Source organism: Salmonella sp. NW645, from assembly GCF_051703725.1.
GTDB classification, from domain to species: Bacteria; Pseudomonadota; Gammaproteobacteria; order Enterobacterales; family Enterobacteriaceae; genus Salmonella; species Salmonella enterica.
Map to the genome: position 1 here is coordinate 1 of NZ_JAMMKR010000009.1, position 15,453 is coordinate 15,453.

General features: G+C 53.3%; 14 protein-coding genes and 2 other RNA genes. 7 read left to right on the forward strand and 9 right to left on the reverse strand.

Translation table 11 applies throughout. The features are described from left to right. Window positions 1-63 precede the first annotated feature (63 nt). The 4 genes from NA389_RS17955 to pnuC all read left to right on the forward strand — a co-directional run bounded on the left by NA389_RS17955 (window position 64) and on the right by pnuC (window position 2,524). Window positions 64-189: non-coding RNA, RtT sRNA (locus tag NA389_RS17955), on the forward strand. Between the two features lie 29 nt (window positions 190-218). Next, window positions 219-343: non-coding RNA, RtT sRNA (locus NA389_RS17960), on the forward strand. A 393-nt stretch (window positions 344-736) separates the two neighbouring features. After that, window positions 737-1,780, forward strand: coding sequence for a quinolinate synthase NadA (gene nadA / locus NA389_RS17965; protein WP_000115351.1), 1,044 nt, complete (start codon window positions 737-739; stop codon window positions 1,778-1,780). Between the two features lie 24 nt (window positions 1,781-1,804). Beyond that, a complete protein-coding gene (gene pnuC, locus NA389_RS17970) occupies window positions 1,805-2,524 on the forward strand; it encodes a nicotinamide riboside transporter PnuC (RefSeq protein WP_000345366.1) in 720 nt (239 codons plus the stop codon). On the opposite strand, the gene zitB is transcribed toward pnuC, so the two are convergent. Both zitB and NA389_RS17980 read right to left on the reverse strand, forming a co-directional pair. Continuing rightward, the gene (gene zitB, locus NA389_RS17975; RefSeq protein WP_000951256.1) at window positions 2,521-3,459 is read right to left on the reverse strand and encodes a CDF family zinc transporter ZitB; all 939 of its coding nucleotides are present in this window, start codon (window positions 3,457-3,459) and stop codon (window positions 2,521-2,523) included. The two genes, pnuC and zitB, sit on opposite strands and share 4 nt — an antisense overlap. A 110-nt stretch (window positions 3,460-3,569) precedes the next feature. After that, complete coding sequence (locus NA389_RS17980; RefSeq protein WP_000784382.1) at window positions 3,570-3,956, reverse strand: YbgS-like family protein; 387 nt, start codon at window positions 3,954-3,956, stop codon at window positions 3,570-3,572. Window positions 3,957-4,275: 319 nt separating this feature from the next. Here NA389_RS17980 and aroG point away from each other — a divergent pair, with 319 nt between their 5' ends. From aroG to NA389_RS17995, 3 genes are all read left to right on the forward strand, one after another. Further along, a complete protein-coding gene (gene aroG, locus NA389_RS17985) occupies window positions 4,276-5,328 on the forward strand; it encodes a 3-deoxy-7-phosphoheptulonate synthase AroG (protein WP_001109234.1) in 1,053 nt (350 codons plus the stop codon). A 153-nt stretch (window positions 5,329-5,481) separates the two neighbouring features. Continuing rightward, window positions 5,482-6,561 carry a FecCD family ABC transporter permease gene (locus tag NA389_RS17990; RefSeq protein ID WP_000128340.1) on the forward strand — a complete coding sequence of 360 codons (1,080 nt, stop codon included), beginning with the start codon at window positions 5,482-5,484 and terminating at the stop codon, window positions 6,559-6,561. Beyond that, window positions 6,561-7,337 carry an ABC transporter ATP-binding protein gene (locus NA389_RS17995; protein WP_001214710.1) on the forward strand — a complete coding sequence of 259 codons (777 nt, stop codon included), beginning with the start codon at window positions 6,561-6,563 and terminating at the stop codon, window positions 7,335-7,337. The genes NA389_RS17990 and NA389_RS17995 overlap by 1 nt, the downstream gene beginning before the upstream one ends. 90 nt (window positions 7,338-7,427) lie before the next feature. Here NA389_RS17995 and gpmA read toward each other — a convergent pair whose 3' ends face one another. From gpmA to modF, 7 genes are all read right to left on the reverse strand, one after another. Continuing rightward, window positions 7,428-8,180, reverse strand: coding sequence for a 2,3-diphosphoglycerate-dependent phosphoglycerate mutase (gene gpmA / locus NA389_RS18000; RefSeq protein WP_000301554.1), 753 nt, complete (start codon window positions 8,178-8,180; stop codon window positions 7,428-7,430). A gap of 223 nt (window positions 8,181-8,403) precedes the next feature. Continuing rightward, entirely contained in the window at window positions 8,404-9,444 is a 1,041-nt protein-coding gene (gene galM / locus NA389_RS18005) for a galactose-1-epimerase (protein WP_000931425.1), read from the reverse strand. Then, window positions 9,438-10,586: a galactokinase gene (galK, locus tag NA389_RS18010; RefSeq protein ID WP_001049372.1), complete on the reverse strand. Its 1,149-nt coding sequence runs from the start codon at window positions 10,584-10,586 to the stop codon at window positions 9,438-9,440. Before galK ends, galM begins: the two co-directional genes overlap by 7 nt. A 2-nt stretch (window positions 10,587-10,588) precedes the next feature. After that, window positions 10,589-11,635, reverse strand: a complete 1,047-nt coding sequence (gene galT, locus NA389_RS18015) for a galactose-1-phosphate uridylyltransferase (protein WP_000187473.1) — start codon at window positions 11,633-11,635, stop codon at window positions 10,589-10,591. A 10-nt stretch (window positions 11,636-11,645) separates the two neighbouring features. Further along, entirely contained in the window at window positions 11,646-12,662 is a 1,017-nt protein-coding gene (gene galE / locus NA389_RS18020; protein ID WP_001265465.1) for a UDP-glucose 4-epimerase GalE, read from the reverse strand. A 222-nt stretch (window positions 12,663-12,884) separates the two neighbouring features. Then, complete coding sequence (locus NA389_RS18025; protein ID WP_079917092.1) at window positions 12,885-13,793, reverse strand: DUF2167 domain-containing protein; 909 nt, start codon at window positions 13,791-13,793, stop codon at window positions 12,885-12,887. Between the two features lie 170 nt (window positions 13,794-13,963). Then, window positions 13,964-15,439, reverse strand: coding sequence for a molybdate ABC transporter ATP-binding protein ModF (gene modF, locus NA389_RS18030; RefSeq protein WP_000096921.1), 1,476 nt, complete (start codon window positions 15,437-15,439; stop codon window positions 13,964-13,966). Window positions 15,440-15,453 lie beyond the last annotated feature (14 nt).

The window sequence follows — 15,453 nt, forward strand, 5'->3', positions numbered from 1 at the left end:
TTGGTCGCAGGTTCGAATCCTGCACGACCCACCAATGTAAAAAAGCGCCCTAAAGGCGCTTTTTTGCTATCTGCGATATAGAAGATTCGAACCTGCCGCAGGTTCGGGTCTCACGTAGTGAGACAACGGAGCCGCTTGCGGCGACGGCCCGAAGGGCGAGCGAAGCGAGTCATCCTGCACGACCCACCAGTGTAAAAAGGCGCCCTAAAGGCGCCTTTTTGCTATCTGCAATATGAAGATTCGAACCTGCCGCAGGTTCGGGTCGAACGCAGTGAGACAACGGAGCCGTTTACGGCGACGGCCCGAAGGGCGAGCGAAGCGAGTCATCCTGCACGACCCACCAATTTAACATCAAACTCAGATGTTGAGCGTGAAGGATAACGTTGCGTCAGCGACGGCCCGTAGGGCGAGGCGAAGCCGAGTCATCCTGCACGACCCACCAATGTAAAAAGGCGCCCTAAAGGCACCTTTTTGCTATCTGCAATATGGAAGATTCGAACCTGCCGCAGGTTCGGGTCTTGCCTGATGCGCTGCGCTTATCAGGCCTACAGACGGCACCGCTCACGTAGGCCTGATAAGACGTTACGCCGCCATCAGATACGGGGCTACGTAATTATTGTGACTTTCCTTATTGAATCAGCTATCTTGTTTAGCATATAAAACAAATTAACCGATTGTGGCGTTTATTACGCTTTCATTCGGTTGTTTCGTTAAGTCAGTAAAACGAGAAACCACGATGAGCGTAATGTTTGACCCACAAGCCGCAATCTACCCGTTCCCGCCGAAACCAACGCCGTTGAACGACGATGAAAAGCAATTTTATCGTGAGAAAATCAAACGACTCCTCAGCGAACGGGATGCTGTGATGGTGGCGCACTACTACACCGATCCGGAAATTCAACAGTTGGCAGAAGAAACCGGCGGCTGTATTTCCGACTCGCTGGAAATGGCCCGTTTCGGCGCGAAGCACGCCGCATCCACGTTACTGGTAGCGGGCGTACGGTTTATGGGGGAAACCGCCAAAATCCTCAGCCCGGAAAAAACCATTCTTATGCCTACCCTGGCGGCGGAATGTTCGCTGGATTTAGGCTGCCCAATAGACGAATTTAGCGCTTTTTGTGATGCGCATCCTGACAGAACCGTAGTGGTCTATGCTAACACCTCGGCTGCTGTTAAAGCGCGTGCGGACTGGGTTGTGACCTCCAGTATCGCCGTAGAACTGATTGAGCATCTGGATAGTTTGGGGGAAAAAATTATCTGGGCGCCGGACAGACACCTGGGGAATTACGTGCAAAAACAGACCGGGGCCGATGTACTGTGTTGGCAAGGGGCGTGTATCGTGCATGACGAGTTTAAAACCCAGGCGTTGACCCGTTTAAAAAAAATCTATCCCGATGCCGCTCTTCTGGTTCACCCTGAATCGCCGCAGTCCATTGTCGAGATGGCCGATGCGGTGGGCTCCACCAGTCAGCTTATTAAGGCGGCAAAAACGCTGCCGCACAGACAGCTTATCGTGGCGACCGATCGCGGCATCTTCTACAAAATGCAGCAGGCGGTGCCTGAAAAAGAGCTGCTTGAAGCGCCCACGGCTGGCGAGGGGGCGACCTGCCGTAGCTGCGCGCACTGTCCGTGGATGGCGATGAATGGCCTGAAAGCCATTGCTGAAGGGCTGGAGCAGGGAGGCGCGGCGCATGAAATACAGGTTGATGCGGCGCTACGCGAGGGCGCATTACTGCCCCTCAACCGGATGCTGGATTTTGCGACTACACTTCGGGCGTAAAGACGGAAATCTTTGGGGGATAGAATGGATTTTTTTAGTACGCACAACATACTGATTCATATTCCGATTGGCGCTGGCGGGTACGATCTCTCGTGGATCGAAGCGGTAGGGACCATCGCCGGCCTGCTCTGTATTTGGCTTGCCAGTCTGGAGAAGATCAGCAACTACTTTTTTGGACTGGTTAACGTCACCCTGTTTGCGATTATTTTCTTTCAGATCCAGCTTTATGCCAGCCTGTTGCTGCAACTCTTTTTCTTTGCCGCCAATATTTATGGCTGGTATGCGTGGTCGCGGCAAACAAAGGATAATCAAGCCGAGCTTAAAATCCGCTGGCTGCCGTTGCCAAAAGCAATGGCATGGCTGGCGATATGTGTGATAGCTATCGGTTTGATGACGCGATATATCGATCCCGTATTCGCCGTCCTGACGCGCGTGGCCGTCGCCATTATGCAGATGCTGGGATTACAGGTGACAATGCCCGTACTGCAACCGGACGCCTTCCCGTTCTGGGACTCTTGCATGATGGTGCTGTCTATCGCGGCGATGATTCTGATGACACGCAAATATGTCGAAAACTGGCTCCTGTGGGTGGTAATCAACGTGATCAGTGTGGTGATTTTTGCTTTGCAGGGCGTCTATGCGATGTCGCTGGAATATCTGATCCTGACATTTATCGCCGTGAACGGTAGCCGCCTGTGGATAAACAGCGCGCGGGAGCGAGGATCGCGCGCGTTTTCCCGTTAATGGTGATGAACATGCCCGGATGGCGTCTGATTCAGGTGACAGTCCGGGCCGTGACACACTTGATACTCCATCTGAATCGTGGCGTGCGCAATATGGTATTCGTGCATCAGGAAATCCTGGATACGTTCCAGCAGCGCATCATGGTCGTGTGGCGGAATGACCTGAACGTGCAATGTCATGACCGGTTTTTCGCCGACCATCCAGACATGCACATGGTGTACGTTGCGGACTTCGGGGATTTCCCGGCTTAAATGGCGCTGTAAGGCATTAATATCCAGTGAAACCGGCGCGCCTTCCAGCAATTCGTTGACGCTATCTTTTAACAAACGCCAGGCGCTGCGTAACACCAGTACCGAAACCAGAATAGAGAGAATCGGGTCCGCTGGCGTCCAGCCCGTCCAGATAATGATCAGCGCGGCGACTATTGCGCCGACGGAACCCAGCAAATCGCCCATCACATGTAGCGCGGCAGCGCGCACGTTCAGGTTTTTTTCATCGCTTCCCCGATGGAGAATCCAGAATGCAAACAGGTTCGCCAGCAGACCCGTGACCGCAATCACCATCATCAGATTGCCCGCCACCGGACGTGGCGTGTAAAAGCGCTCTATCGCCTCCCAGACAATGAGAAGGGTAATGACCACCAACGCAATGGCATTCACAAAGGCCGCCAGTGTGGTGAGTCTTAGCCAGCCAAAAGTGTGGCGAACAGTCGGGGGACGACGGGAAAATTGAACCGCCAGCAGCGCAAAGAGAAGGGCCGCCGCGTCGGTGAGCATATGTCCCGCATCCGCCAACAACGCCAGAGAGCCGGAGAGTATCCCGCCCACCACCTCAAGGAGCATAAATCCGGCAGTGACGATAAAGGCGAAAAGCAGGCGACGAGCATTATTATCTTTCGGCAGGTGTGAATCGGCATGAGAGTGTGAGTGCGCCATAACGTCATTCCTTTGTTATTCTCATCAATACTGTAGACATCATACTGATTTTTCGCTGACAAAATAAAAAGGAGAGCGAAAGCTCTCCCGTTATCAGACTTTTTTCTGCATTACTGTGTGGTACCGTCGGTTTTGGTATTCACGTCATTATTGACGCCATTACCGGTTTCCACTTTTTTATTAATATCCGGGCAGCGACCTTCTTTACACATGGTATTTTTATGCTCTTCATCCTTGGTCATTCCGTCATGATTCATGGTTGAACCGTTCGGATGCTGCATCGTGCTGTTAGTATTGCCGTTGGTATTGATGTCGTTGTTATTCACATCATTCGGCGCAACATTCTGGCGGGCGTCCGGGGCAACCTGACCGGCATTTGCCGCCGAGTTCGCCTGGCCATTACTGGATTGCGCGTTAGATTCAGCAGCTAACGCTGCGCCGCTGGCAAGGCCGAGGGTAGCGGTCAGTAAAAGCGTAGTCAGTTTTGTCATTTTCATAAGATGCTCCTGTTATGGTGGATATGTCGGATAACCTCTTCCAACAGTGCACGTGTCAGTCAAATCCTCAAATAAGGGATAAAAAGCGTTCGCCGCCGCAGGTTAACGCAGCAGAGAATCTTGCAATAATTCATAAACAGAGTGGTTACAGTTAAAAAGTGTAGGTTAGATCCCATTTTTCGCTACATTTGTGCGTTTTTTTCCTGAATTCCAGGATTATTCCGTTCAAAGTGTAAAAGCCCGTTTACACTATTTAATTGAAGAGATAGATTGGAGGGATTGCATTCATTGGGATAAGTACGGCAACACTGGAATAAACATGAATTATCAGAACGACGATTTACGCATTAAAGAAATCAACGAGTTATTACCTCCGGTCGCGCTGCTGGAAAAGTTTCCCGCTACGGAAAATGCAGCAAATACCGTTGCTCACGCGCGCAAAGCCATCCATAAAATTCTCAAAGGCAATGACGATCGTCTGCTGGTGGTGATCGGTCCTTGTTCAATTCATGATCCGGCAGCGGCGAAAGAGTATGCCGCCCGTTTGCTGGCGCTACGCGATGAGCTTCAAGGCGAGCTTGAAATTGTCATGCGCGTCTATTTTGAGAAACCGCGTACTACCGTCGGCTGGAAAGGGCTGATTAACGATCCGCACATGGATAACAGCTTCCAGATTAACGACGGTCTGCGTATTGCGCGCAAACTGCTGCTGGATATTAACGACAGCGGCCTGCCTGCCGCCGGCGAATTCCTCGATATGATCACGCCGCAATATCTGGCCGATCTGATGAGCTGGGGTGCCATTGGCGCGCGGACTACTGAATCCCAGGTTCATCGCGAACTGGCGTCTGGCCTCTCTTGTCCGGTCGGTTTTAAAAATGGTACTGATGGCACGATTAAAGTCGCCATTGACGCCATCAACGCCGCCGGCGCGCCGCATTGCTTCCTCTCCGTCACTAAATGGGGTCATTCGGCGATTGTGAATACCAGCGGCAACGGCGACTGCCATATCATTCTGCGCGGCGGTAAAGCGCCAAACTATAGTGCGCAACATGTTGCTGAGGTGAAAGAAGGCCTCACCAAAGCGGGACTGACGCCGCAGGTCATGATCGATTTCAGCCATGCCAACTCCTGTAAGCAATTTCAAAAGCAGATGGAGGTTTGCGCCGATGTCTGTCAGCAGATAGCGGGCGGTGAAAAAGCGATTATTGGCGTGATGGTAGAGAGTCATCTGGTAGAAGGAAACCAGAGTCTGGAAAGCGGTCAGCCGCTGACCTACGGTAAAAGCATTACTGACGCCTGTATTGGCTGGGAAGATACCGATGCGCTGCTTCGTCAGTTGTCGGCAGCGGTAAAAGCCCGTCGCGGCTAATCTTCATTACGTCTTAAACCGGCCCGTAAGGCCGGTTTTTTATTTGGAAACCGGTGAGATAGGCCACCGTGTCATCAATCGAAATATAAATAAATATATAACGAAATAATTCGGCGCTATAATTCTCCTCTGATTAATAACGTAGCCCGAACCATGACCTGTCAGGACAAATCACTTTTAGCCCCCGGTCTCGCTTCCACGCCCGTCATTCCGCGCTATCGCCAGATCATACGAAAACGGGCCGTGCTCATGTTAGCTATTGCGCTGGCGATGATGGCTTCACTGATGGTGGATGTAACCTGTGGGTCTTCTGGTTTACCGCTCAGTGCGCTGTGGCAGGCCCTTTTCCAGCCGGAAAAGGTGAATGCGGGCATACACGTTATTGTCTGGGATATTCGTTTACCCTATGCCCTGATGGCGCTGCTGGTAGGCATGGCGTTAGGGTTAGCGGGCGCCGAAATGCAAACCATTTTAAATAATCCGCTGGCGACGCCGTTTACCCTTGGCGTATCGTCCGCGGCGGCTTTTGGCGCTGCGCTGGCGATTGTGTTGGGGATCGGTATTCCCGGTATTCCTGCCGCCTGGTTTATCCCGGCCAATGCGTTCATCTTTGCGCTTTTATCCGCGTTACTCCTGGACGGTATTACCCGTTGGACAGGCGTCGCCGCATCCGGAGTGGTGTTGTTCGGTATTGCGCTGGTATTCACCTTTAACGCGTTGGTCGCCATTATGCAGTTTGTGGCTGATGAAGATACGCTGCAGGGGCTGGTATTCTGGACGATGGGGAGCCTGGTCCGCGCGTCGTGGGAAAAATTGGGCGTACTGGCCGTGGTGTTTATTGCTGTGCTTTTTTGCGCGTTACGAAGCGCCTGGCAACTTACGGCATTACGTCTGGGCGAAGAGAGGGCGATGAGCTTTGGGATTCATGTCCGCCGTTTACGCCTGCTGTCATTGTTGCGTATCAGCTTGTTATCAGCGCTGACGGTAGCTTTCGTCGGGCCGATTGGTTTTATTGGTCTCGTTGCGCCGCACATTGCGCGAATACTTTTGGGGGAAGATCACCGTTTCTACCTTCCGGGCAGCGTGCTGATAGGCGGGCTGGTGTTATCGCTGGCCTCTATTGCGGCGAAAAATAGTATTCCGGGCGTCATGGTGCCGGTGGGGATTGTCACCTCGCTGGTCGGGGTTCCGTTCTTTTTAAGCATTGTATTGCGACATCGGGGGAGTCTCTGATGCGCGGGTTAATGCTCCGCTCATTTAGCGCCGGCTATTCCACTCAGCCGGTTATTGCAGATCTCAACGTTCCCTTACTGCCGCGCGGGAAAATTACCATTTTGCTGGGGCCGAACGGCTGTGGTAAATCGACGTTACTACGTTCGCTGGCCGGGCTGAATAACGCCGACGGCGAGGCGCTGCTTGATGGCGAAGATCTCATGTCGTTATCGTTTGCCGAGCGGGCGCAGAAAGTTGTGTTTTTGCCGCAGTCATTACCGCAGGGCGTGCATCTGCATGTACTGGAGTCGATTATCGTGGTACTGCGGGCATCAGGCGGCAGAGACAATGCGCAGGGCAGAGCGCAGATACTGGCTATCCTTGAGCAATTAGGCATAACGCATCTGGCGTTGCAGTATCTCGACCAGCTTTCCGGCGGTCAGCGGCAGTTAGTGGGTCTGGCGCAATCGCTGATTCGTCGCCCTGAACTTCTGTTGCTGGATGAGCCGCTCAGCGCGCTGGATTTAAACTATCAGTTTCACGTAATGGATCTCGTGCGTCGGGATACCCAGGCGCAAAATAGAGTGACGATAGTCGTGGCGCATGACATTAATATTGCACTGCGTCATGGTGACCATGTCCTGATGCTAAAAGACGGCAGGCTGGTCGCCAGCGGCGCGCCGGAGACGGTGATTACTGCGGAGCGTCTGGCTGAAGTGTACCGGGTACGAGGACGCGTGGAGCGCTGTTCGCAGGGGAAATTGCAGGTGGTGCTGGACGGCGTGATCGCTGTTTAAGACATATTGCCTGATGGCGCTGCGCTTATCCGGCCTACCCATTGCTCGTAGGCCGGATAAGGCAGTTATACCGCCATCCGGCAAAGGTGATTACTTCGCTTTACCCTGATTCGCCACGGCAGCCGCTTTCGCGGCGATTTCGTCAGCGTTACCCAGATAGTAATGTTTGATCGGCTTGAAGTTTTCGTCGAACTCATACACCAGCGGCACGCCGGTCGGGATGTTTAACTCAAGAATCTCATCTTCACTCATGTTATCCAGGTATTTCACCAGCGCACGCAATGAGTTACCGTGAGCGGCGATGATCACGCGCTCACCGCTCTTCATACGCGGCAGGATGGTGTCGTTCCAGTAAGGAATAACGCGGTCGATGGTCAGCGCCAGACTTTCGGTCAACGGCAGCTCTTTCTCGCTCAGTTTGGCATAACGTGGATCGTGACCCGGATAACGCTCATCATCTTTAGTCAGTTCCGGCGGCGTCACGGCAAAACCGCGGCGCCACTGTTTAACCTGCTCGTCACCATATTTTTCTGCCGTTTCCGCTTTATTCAGCCCCTGCAACGCGCCATAGTGACGTTCATTGAGTTTCCAGGATTTTTCCACCGGCAGCCACGCCTGATCCAGTTCATCCAGTACGTTCCACAGCGTATGGATAGCGCGTTTCAGTACGGAAGTGTAGGCAAAATCAAAGCTGAAACCTTCTTCTTTTAGCAGTTTACCCGCTGCTTTTGCTTCGCTTACGCCTTTTTCAGACAGGTCAACATCATACCAGCCGGTGAAACGGTTCTCTTTGTTCCATTGACTTTCACCGTGACGTACCAGAACCAGCTTAGTTACAGCCATACTCTCACTCCTATAAATCATATGTAATGATAATAATTCTCATTATATTGCCGCGAGGTGTTGGCGGCAATGCTTACGCATAACCATAGCGAAAATAGTGGCGCAGTGTAAGGTTCTTGTGAACTCAGAGTTGCGATTTTGTCTTTAAGTGGTGGAGGTTTGAGCAGGGCAATGGCGCGTAGGCCCGATAAGCTTGCGTCATCGGGCATGTAGCGGCATATCGTTAGAACGGAATAAACTGATACTCGGTCAGGCTGGCGTACTCCTCGCCAGGGCGAAGGATACAGTCAGGCTGCGGCCATTCAGGATGATTCGGGCTGTCCGGCAGCAGTTCGCTCTCCAGCGCCAGCCCTTGCCAGTCGGCATAAGGTTCCGGCCCGCGGGAAGGTGTACCCGCCAGATAATTGCCGGAATAAAACTGTAGCGCCGGGGCGGTGGTGTAAACCATCATTTGTAGCTTTCCATCCTGTGACCACAGACGGGCCGCCGGCTTTTTGCCATCACCCTGCGTCTGTAGCAGGAAAGCATGATCGTAGCCTTTAACCTTGCGCTGATCGTCATCGGCGAGAAATTCGCTGGCAATGATTTTTGGCATCCGGAAGTCAAACGAGGTATTGGCTACCGATTTTAGCCCCTGGCGTGGAATACCGGATTCATCTACCGGCAGATACTCATCCGCCAGAATTTGCAGCTTATGCTGGCGCACGTCGGTCCGATCGCCGTCCAGATTAAAATAGACGTGGTTGGTCAAATTCACCGGACAGGGTTTATCGACCGTCGCCCGGTAGGTGATGGAGATTCTATTGTCATCGGTCAGACGATATTGCGCCGTGGCGCAAAGATGGCCAGGAAAGCCCTGGTCGCCGTCATCAGAGGTGAGCGCGAATAATACCTGGCGATCGTTCTGGTTCACAATTTGCCAGCGGCGCTTGTCAAAGCCTTCCGGTCCGCCGTGTAGCTGGTTCTCGCCCTGGCTTGGGCTTAACTGTACGGTTTCGCCGGCAAACGTATAGCGGCTATTGGCGATACGGTTCGCGTAACGGCCAATAGAGGCGCCGAGGAACGACGTCTGTTCAGGGTAGTGTTCCGGGCTGGCGCAGCCCAGTAATGCTTCCCGAACGCTGCCGTCAGACAGCGGTATACGGGCGGAAAGAAGAGTGGCTCCCCAGTCCATCAGCGTTACCACCATCCCTGCGCTGTTGCGCAGGGTTAGCAGGCGGTACGGTTGACCATCGGGGGCCAGTGCGGGCGTTTCATTTAGCACTGTCCTGCTCCTTGTGACGGTTTGCATACATAAAAGGTTTCTTTGATTCCGGTTTTCGCTTCGTACTGTTGCGCAACGGCCTGCTGAACAGCGGGAACCAGATCTTCCGGGATCAGCGCGACAACACAGCCGCCGAAGCCGCCGCCGGTCATGCGCACGCCGCCTTGATCGCCGATGGTCGCTTTGACGATGTCTACCAGCGTGTCTATCTGCGGGACGGTAATTTCGAAATCATCGCGCATTGAGGCATGGGACTCCGCCATCAGTTGGCCCATACGTTGCAAATCACCTTTCTCCAGCGCGCTTGCCGCTTCAACGGTGCGCGCATTTTCGCTCAATACATGGCGAACACGTTTTGCGACTACCGGGTCCAGTTCGCTGGCAACGGCATTGAACGCCTCAAGGCTGACATCGCGCAGGGCCGGCTGCTGGAAGAAACGGGCGCCGGTTTCGCACTGTTCACGGCGGGTATTATACTCGCTGCCCACCAGAGTGCGCTTAAAGTTACTATTGATGATCACCACGGCGACACCTTTCGGCATGGAAACCGCTTTGGCGCCGAGCGTACGGCAATCAATCAGCAGCGCATGATCTTTTTTGCCGAGCGCAGAGATGAGCTGATCCATAATGCCGCAGTTACAGCCGACAAACTGGTTCTCGGCCTCTTGTCCGTTGAGCGCAATTTGCGCGCCGTCCAGCGGCAGGTGATAAAGCTGCTGGAAGACGGTGCCCACCGCCACTTCCAGCGAAGCGGAGGAGCTTAACCCGGCGCCCTGCGGCACATTGCCGCTGATGACCATATCCACGCCGCCAAACGCGTTGTTACGCTGTTGCAGGTGTTTCACTACGCCGCGCACATAGTTAGACCACTGCTGGCTATCGTGGGTCACGATCGGCGCCTCCAGTGAAAATTCGTCCACCTGATTGTCGTAATCGGCGGCAATCACCCGTACGGTACGATCGTCGCGCGGCGCACAGCTAATTACGGTCTGGTAATCGATAGCGCAGGGCAGAACAAAACCATCATTGTAATCAGTATGCTCGCCGATCAGATTGACGCGGCCTGGCGCCTGAATCGTGTGGGTGGCAGGGTAGCCGAAAATTTCAGCAAACAGCGCGCGCGTTTTCTCTTTCAGATTCATTTTTATACTCCGGATTCGCGAAAATGGATGTCGCTGACCGCGCGCAGGCGTTCAGCCGCTTGTTCTGCGGTTAAATCACGCTGGGTTTCCGCCAGCATTTCATAGCCGACCATAAATTTACGGACGGTCGCAGAGCGCAGCAGCGGCGGATAAAAGTGCGCGTGCAACTGCCAGTGTGCGTTTTCTTCACCGTTAAACGGCGCGCCGTGCCAGCCCATTGAGTAGGGGAAGGAACACTGAAACAGGTTGTCATAACGACTGGTCAGCTTTTTCAACGCCAGCGCCAGAGAGTCGCGCTGCTCGTCGCTTAAATCGGTAATGCGCAGGACATGCGTTTTGGGTAACAGTAGCGTTTCGAACGGCCACGCCGCCCAGTAAGGCACCACCGCCAGCCAGTGTTCGGTTTCGACCACGGTGCGGCTGCCGTCCGCCAGTTCCCGCTGGACATAATCCACCAGCATTGGCGAGCGCTGCTCGGCGAAGTAGGCTTTTTGTAAACGATCTTCGCGTTCGGCCTCATTCGGCAGGAAGCTGTTGGCCCAGACCTGTCCATGCGGATGCGGGTTCGAACAGCCCATCGCCGCGCCTTTATTTTCAAAGACCTGCACCCACGGATAGGTTTTGCCTAACTCGGCGGTCTGCGTCTGCCAGGTTCTGACGATTTCCGTCAGCGCGGGCAGGCTCAACTCCGGCAGCGTTTTACTGTGATCGGGAGAAAAGCAGATCACGCGGCTGGTGCCGCGCGCGCTCTGGCAGCGCATCAGCGGATCGTGGCTGTCCGGCGCATCCGGCGTGTCGGCCATCAGCGCCGCGAAATCGTTAGTAAAGACGTAAGTCCCTTTGTAATCGGGATTTTTATCGCCGGTGACACGCGTATTGCCCGCACACAGGAAGCAGTCCGGATCGTGGGCCGGCAGCATTTGCTGAGACGGCGTTTCCTGCGCCCCTTGCCAGGGGCGTTTTGCGCGATGCGGCGAAACCAGAACCCACTGGCCGGTAAGCGGGTTATAACGGCGATGCGGATGATCGATGGGATTAAATGGGGTCATAACAACGTCCTTAATCTGGGTATCCCTGCGGATGGCGTGACTGCCAGTGCCAGGTGTCCTGCGCCATTTCGTCAAGCGTGCGGGTGACGCGCCAGTTCAGCTCGCGATCGGCTTTGCTGGCATCTGCCCAATACGCCGGGAGATCGCCGTCGCGGCGCGGCGCGAAGTGGTAATTAATGGGTTTACCGCAGGCTTTACTAAAGGCGTTGACCACATCCAGGACGCTACTGCCGACACCCGCGCCGAGGTTATAAATATGTACGCCGGATTTGTCCGCCAGTTTTTCCATCGCCACGACGTGCCCGTCGGCTAAGTCCATAACGTGAATGTAATCGCGTACGCCGGTGCCATCCTCGGTCGGGTAATCATTGCCGAAAACGGCGAGCGATTCGCGACGACCCACGGCGACCTGGGCGATATAGGGCATCAGGTTATTCGGAATACCTTGCGGATCTTCTCCCATGTCGCCCGACGGGTGCGCGCCGACCGGGTTGAAATAACGCAGCAGCGCAATACTCCACTCCGGCTGGGCTTTTTGCAGATCGGTGAGGATCTGTTCTACCATCAATTTACTTTTGCCGTAGGGGCTTTGCGGCGTGCCGGTAGGAAAACTTTCGACGTAAGGAATTTTGGGCTGATCGCCATAAACGGTGGCGGAGGAGCTAAAAATAAGGTTTTTAACGTTGGCCGCACGCATGGCGCTGACCAACCGCAGCGTACCGTTGACGTTGTTGTCATAGTACTCCAGCGGCCTGGCGACCGATTCGCCGACGGCTTTCAGGCCGGCAAAGTGAATCACGGTATCAATCGCGTGATCGTGCAGAATTTCGGTTATAAGCGCTTCGTTGCGAATATCGCCTTCGACAAAGGTCGGGTGCTTACCGCCCAGACGTTCAATAACGGGCAGCACGCTGCGCTTGCTGTTGCAGAGGTTATCGAGGATGACGACGTCATGACCATTTTGCAGCAATTGTACGCAGGTATGACTTCCAATGTAACCGCTACCACCTGTAACCAATACTCTCATAATTCGCTCCGTTAAGCCTATGGTATGGAATAACCATAGCATAACAAAGATGCGAAAAGTGTGACATGTAATAAATTAGTGGAATCGTTTACACGCTGGTGATTTTACGCATTTGTATCGATTAAATGATTACAAATCATCTGGCTTGAGAATGCTTCTGCTTTTTATCCGAAAAAAAGGCGCGTTATGCGCCTGGAAATGAAACGGACGGGGCAGGGGCTGTCAGTCTTTTTTACGCGAGAGTAGCTTCCTGGCGAGCGCCCCGACGGCGACGACGCCGATGGCGGTCACTTTCCAGAATTTAAGCAACGCGATACCGAGCATAGCAAGCAGACCTACTTTTTTGGCCGCGATACCGCCAATCAGCGCGGCGAGCCCATACTCCGCTATTTTGTCCGTTGATTCGTTGAAGTCAGCGTAGCGTTGTCCAGGGTTGAACTTGACGGAACTGAGAATTCTTTTCGCCAGAGGGATTTCGTGGTCAACAGAACCTCTGTCGGTCACCAGATTTAAAGAAAAATAGCCTTCACGTCCCAGCAGATAGGTGTTGTAGTTCACGCCTTGTTCATTCAGTGGTTCGTTGGTGCCGATATCATGGATGGCGGCGGACCAGATCAGACGATGATTGGTTGCATCGTAGGTAGGCTTCTCGATCCAGCCAATAATTTCTATCGGCTCAATGCCTTTTGCAATACGATCTTTATTCGCTTCTTTTGTGCCTTTGCGCAGGTTATCCATTAATTCATCGGCATCCCAATTTTTTGCATCATCATCTTTTACATAACCAGAATCATCATATTCGATAGAAATAAATCCATTCATTTCCTTTTTAAATACGAGACCGTAAAAATATTCATCGTCAACATAGTTACCAATTTCACGCATAAATACCGCCGCTTCTTTTGCGGGTATCCAGGTAAATCCTTCCGGCAGATTAAGCGTGGCTTTATCACCTAAACTAATTTTTGTCGGACCCGCAACGGCGGCGCGACTCATGCCTTCAACAGCGACCTCAACGGCGGTTTTACGTGCTTCCTGCGCAGCGGTCGGCTTTTGCTCAGCATAACTGCCGGGGCAAAATAACATGGCTGCCAGTAAAAATAGTATTATTTGTAGAAAACGAAAAGCCATAATAAATCCCTTATATTCACATACGACATCATTGTCGAAAATTTCAGGATTATTATGACAATGAGGCGGTCAGCGATTCAAGAGATAGTAAGCTTATCGACCGTTATTATTATTCTTAATAAAAGGAGAGCGGTTCCAGAATGGCGCGCGGCGCCATTCTGATAATACATTTAATTATTGCATCGTCCGGAAACGTACTTATAGCTTTCGCCCTCTGGTACAAATTCCAGTCGGTGGGTAATACAGGCAGGCGCATCCTCTGCATGATGGGAAACGAACAGCAGTTGGGTCTCTCCCTGGCGAATTAATACATCCACAAAACGGCGTACCAGTTGGCGGTTCAGCGGATCCAACCCTTGCAGCGGTTCATCCAGAATCAACACTGTCGGATGTTTAACCAGCGCGCGCACGATCAGCGCCAGCCGCTGCTGTCCCCAGGAGAGACTGTGGAAAGGGGCATCCGCCGTGCGCTTATCGATTCCCAGAATATCCAGCCACTGTTGCGCCAGTTTTCGTTGCCTGTCTGAAACGGCCTGGTAAATGCCGATAGAATCGAAATAGCCGGAGAGAATGACATTGCGTACCGTGGTACTGACGCGGTAATCCAGATGTAAACTGCTGCTGACGTAGCCGATATGTTTTTTGATATCCCAGATTGTTTCGCCGCTTCCTCGCCGCCGCCCGAACAGCGTAAGATCGTTGCTGTAGCCTTGCGGATGATCGCCAGTAATAAGGCTAAGCAACGTAGACTTACCCGCTCCGTTAGGACCGACGATCTGCCAGTGTTCGCCTGGATTTACTCGCCAGCTTAGGTGGTGGAGGATAGGGCGATCGTTATACGAGACTACGCCATCGTTAAGTACGATCCGTGGTTCGCCATCGGGTAACGCATGGCGGGCGGAAGGTTGGTCCGGTTCGGGTAATTGTACGTCTGTCAGACGCTCGCTGTGCGCGAGTTGAGCGACCAACGCCCGTTGCAGTAACTCTGTCGTCGTTCCGGTTTCCGCCAGCGTACAGTCGGCAAGCACGCCGGCAAACTGCACGAAGTCCGGGATTTCATCAAAACGGTTGAGTACCAGCGCCAGGGTAATACCCGCCTGGTTCAACGCCGTCAGGCGTTGCGCCAGTTGTTGACGGGCGGTCACGTCAAGCCCGTCGAACGGTTCATCAAGGATCAATAACTCCGGCTCAGACATCATCGCCTGACACAGCAGCGCTTTTCGCGTCTCGCCGGTAGAAAGGTATTTAAAACGCCTGTTGAGTAAAGCGGAAATGCCGAACTGCTGCGCCAGCATCGCACAGCGGGCAGGATGGTGAACATCATCCTGAATAATTTCCGCGGTAGTGCGCCCGGTATCGTCTTCGCCAGGACTGAGCATATCGGTGTTATTACGTTGCCATTCATCGCTGACCAGCTTTTGCAATTGTTCAAAGGACAGACGAGTAATGCGGGTAAACTGACACTGGCGCTCGCCTGTTAATAATGGCAGTTCACCCGCCAGCGCGCGGGCGAGCGCCGACTTCCCGCTCCCGTTAGCCCCAACGAATGCCCAGCTATCGCCCGCATTGAGCGTCAGCGAATCCAGATGAAGTGTTTTTGTATCGCTCAGACGAAACGTGCCTTGCGAAATTTGCAACGATGACATTTTGCATCCCATTT

What these genes read in the sequence shown, in the direction of transcription:
- nadA (WP_000115351.1), top strand. Translation starts at nt 737, where the DNA reads ATGAGCGTAATGTTTGACCCACAAGCCGCAATCTACCCGTTCCCGCCG.
- pnuC (WP_000345366.1), top strand. Translation starts at nt 1,805, where the DNA reads ATGGATTTTTTTAGTACGCACAACATACTGATTCATATTCCGATTGGC.
- zitB (WP_000951256.1), bottom strand. Translation starts at nt 3,459, where the DNA reads ATGGCGCACTCACACTCTCATGCCGATTCACACCTGCCGAAAGATAAT.
- NA389_RS17980 (WP_000784382.1), bottom strand. Translation starts at nt 3,956, where the DNA reads ATGAAAATGACAAAACTGACTACGCTTTTACTGACCGCTACCCTCGGC.
- aroG (WP_001109234.1), top strand. Translation starts at nt 4,276, where the DNA reads ATGAATTATCAGAACGACGATTTACGCATTAAAGAAATCAACGAGTTA.
- NA389_RS17990 (WP_000128340.1), top strand. Translation starts at nt 5,482, where the DNA reads ATGACCTGTCAGGACAAATCACTTTTAGCCCCCGGTCTCGCTTCCACG.
- NA389_RS17995 (WP_001214710.1), top strand. Translation starts at nt 6,561, where the DNA reads ATGCGCGGGTTAATGCTCCGCTCATTTAGCGCCGGCTATTCCACTCAG.
- gpmA (WP_000301554.1), bottom strand. Translation starts at nt 8,180, where the DNA reads ATGGCTGTAACTAAGCTGGTTCTGGTACGTCACGGTGAAAGTCAATGG.
- galK (WP_001049372.1), bottom strand. Translation starts at nt 10,586, where the DNA reads ATGAATCTGAAAGAGAAAACGCGCGCGCTGTTTGCTGAAATTTTCGGC.
- galT (WP_000187473.1), bottom strand. Translation starts at nt 11,635, where the DNA reads ATGACCCCATTTAATCCCATCGATCATCCGCATCGCCGTTATAACCCG.
- galE (WP_001265465.1), bottom strand. Translation starts at nt 12,662, where the DNA reads ATGAGAGTATTGGTTACAGGTGGTAGCGGTTACATTGGAAGTCATACC.
- NA389_RS18025 (WP_079917092.1), bottom strand. Translation starts at nt 13,793, where the DNA reads ATGGCTTTTCGTTTTCTACAAATAATACTATTTTTACTGGCAGCCATG.
- modF (WP_000096921.1), bottom strand. Translation starts at nt 15,439, where the DNA reads ATGTCATCGTTGCAAATTTCGCAAGGCACGTTTCGTCTGAGCGATACA.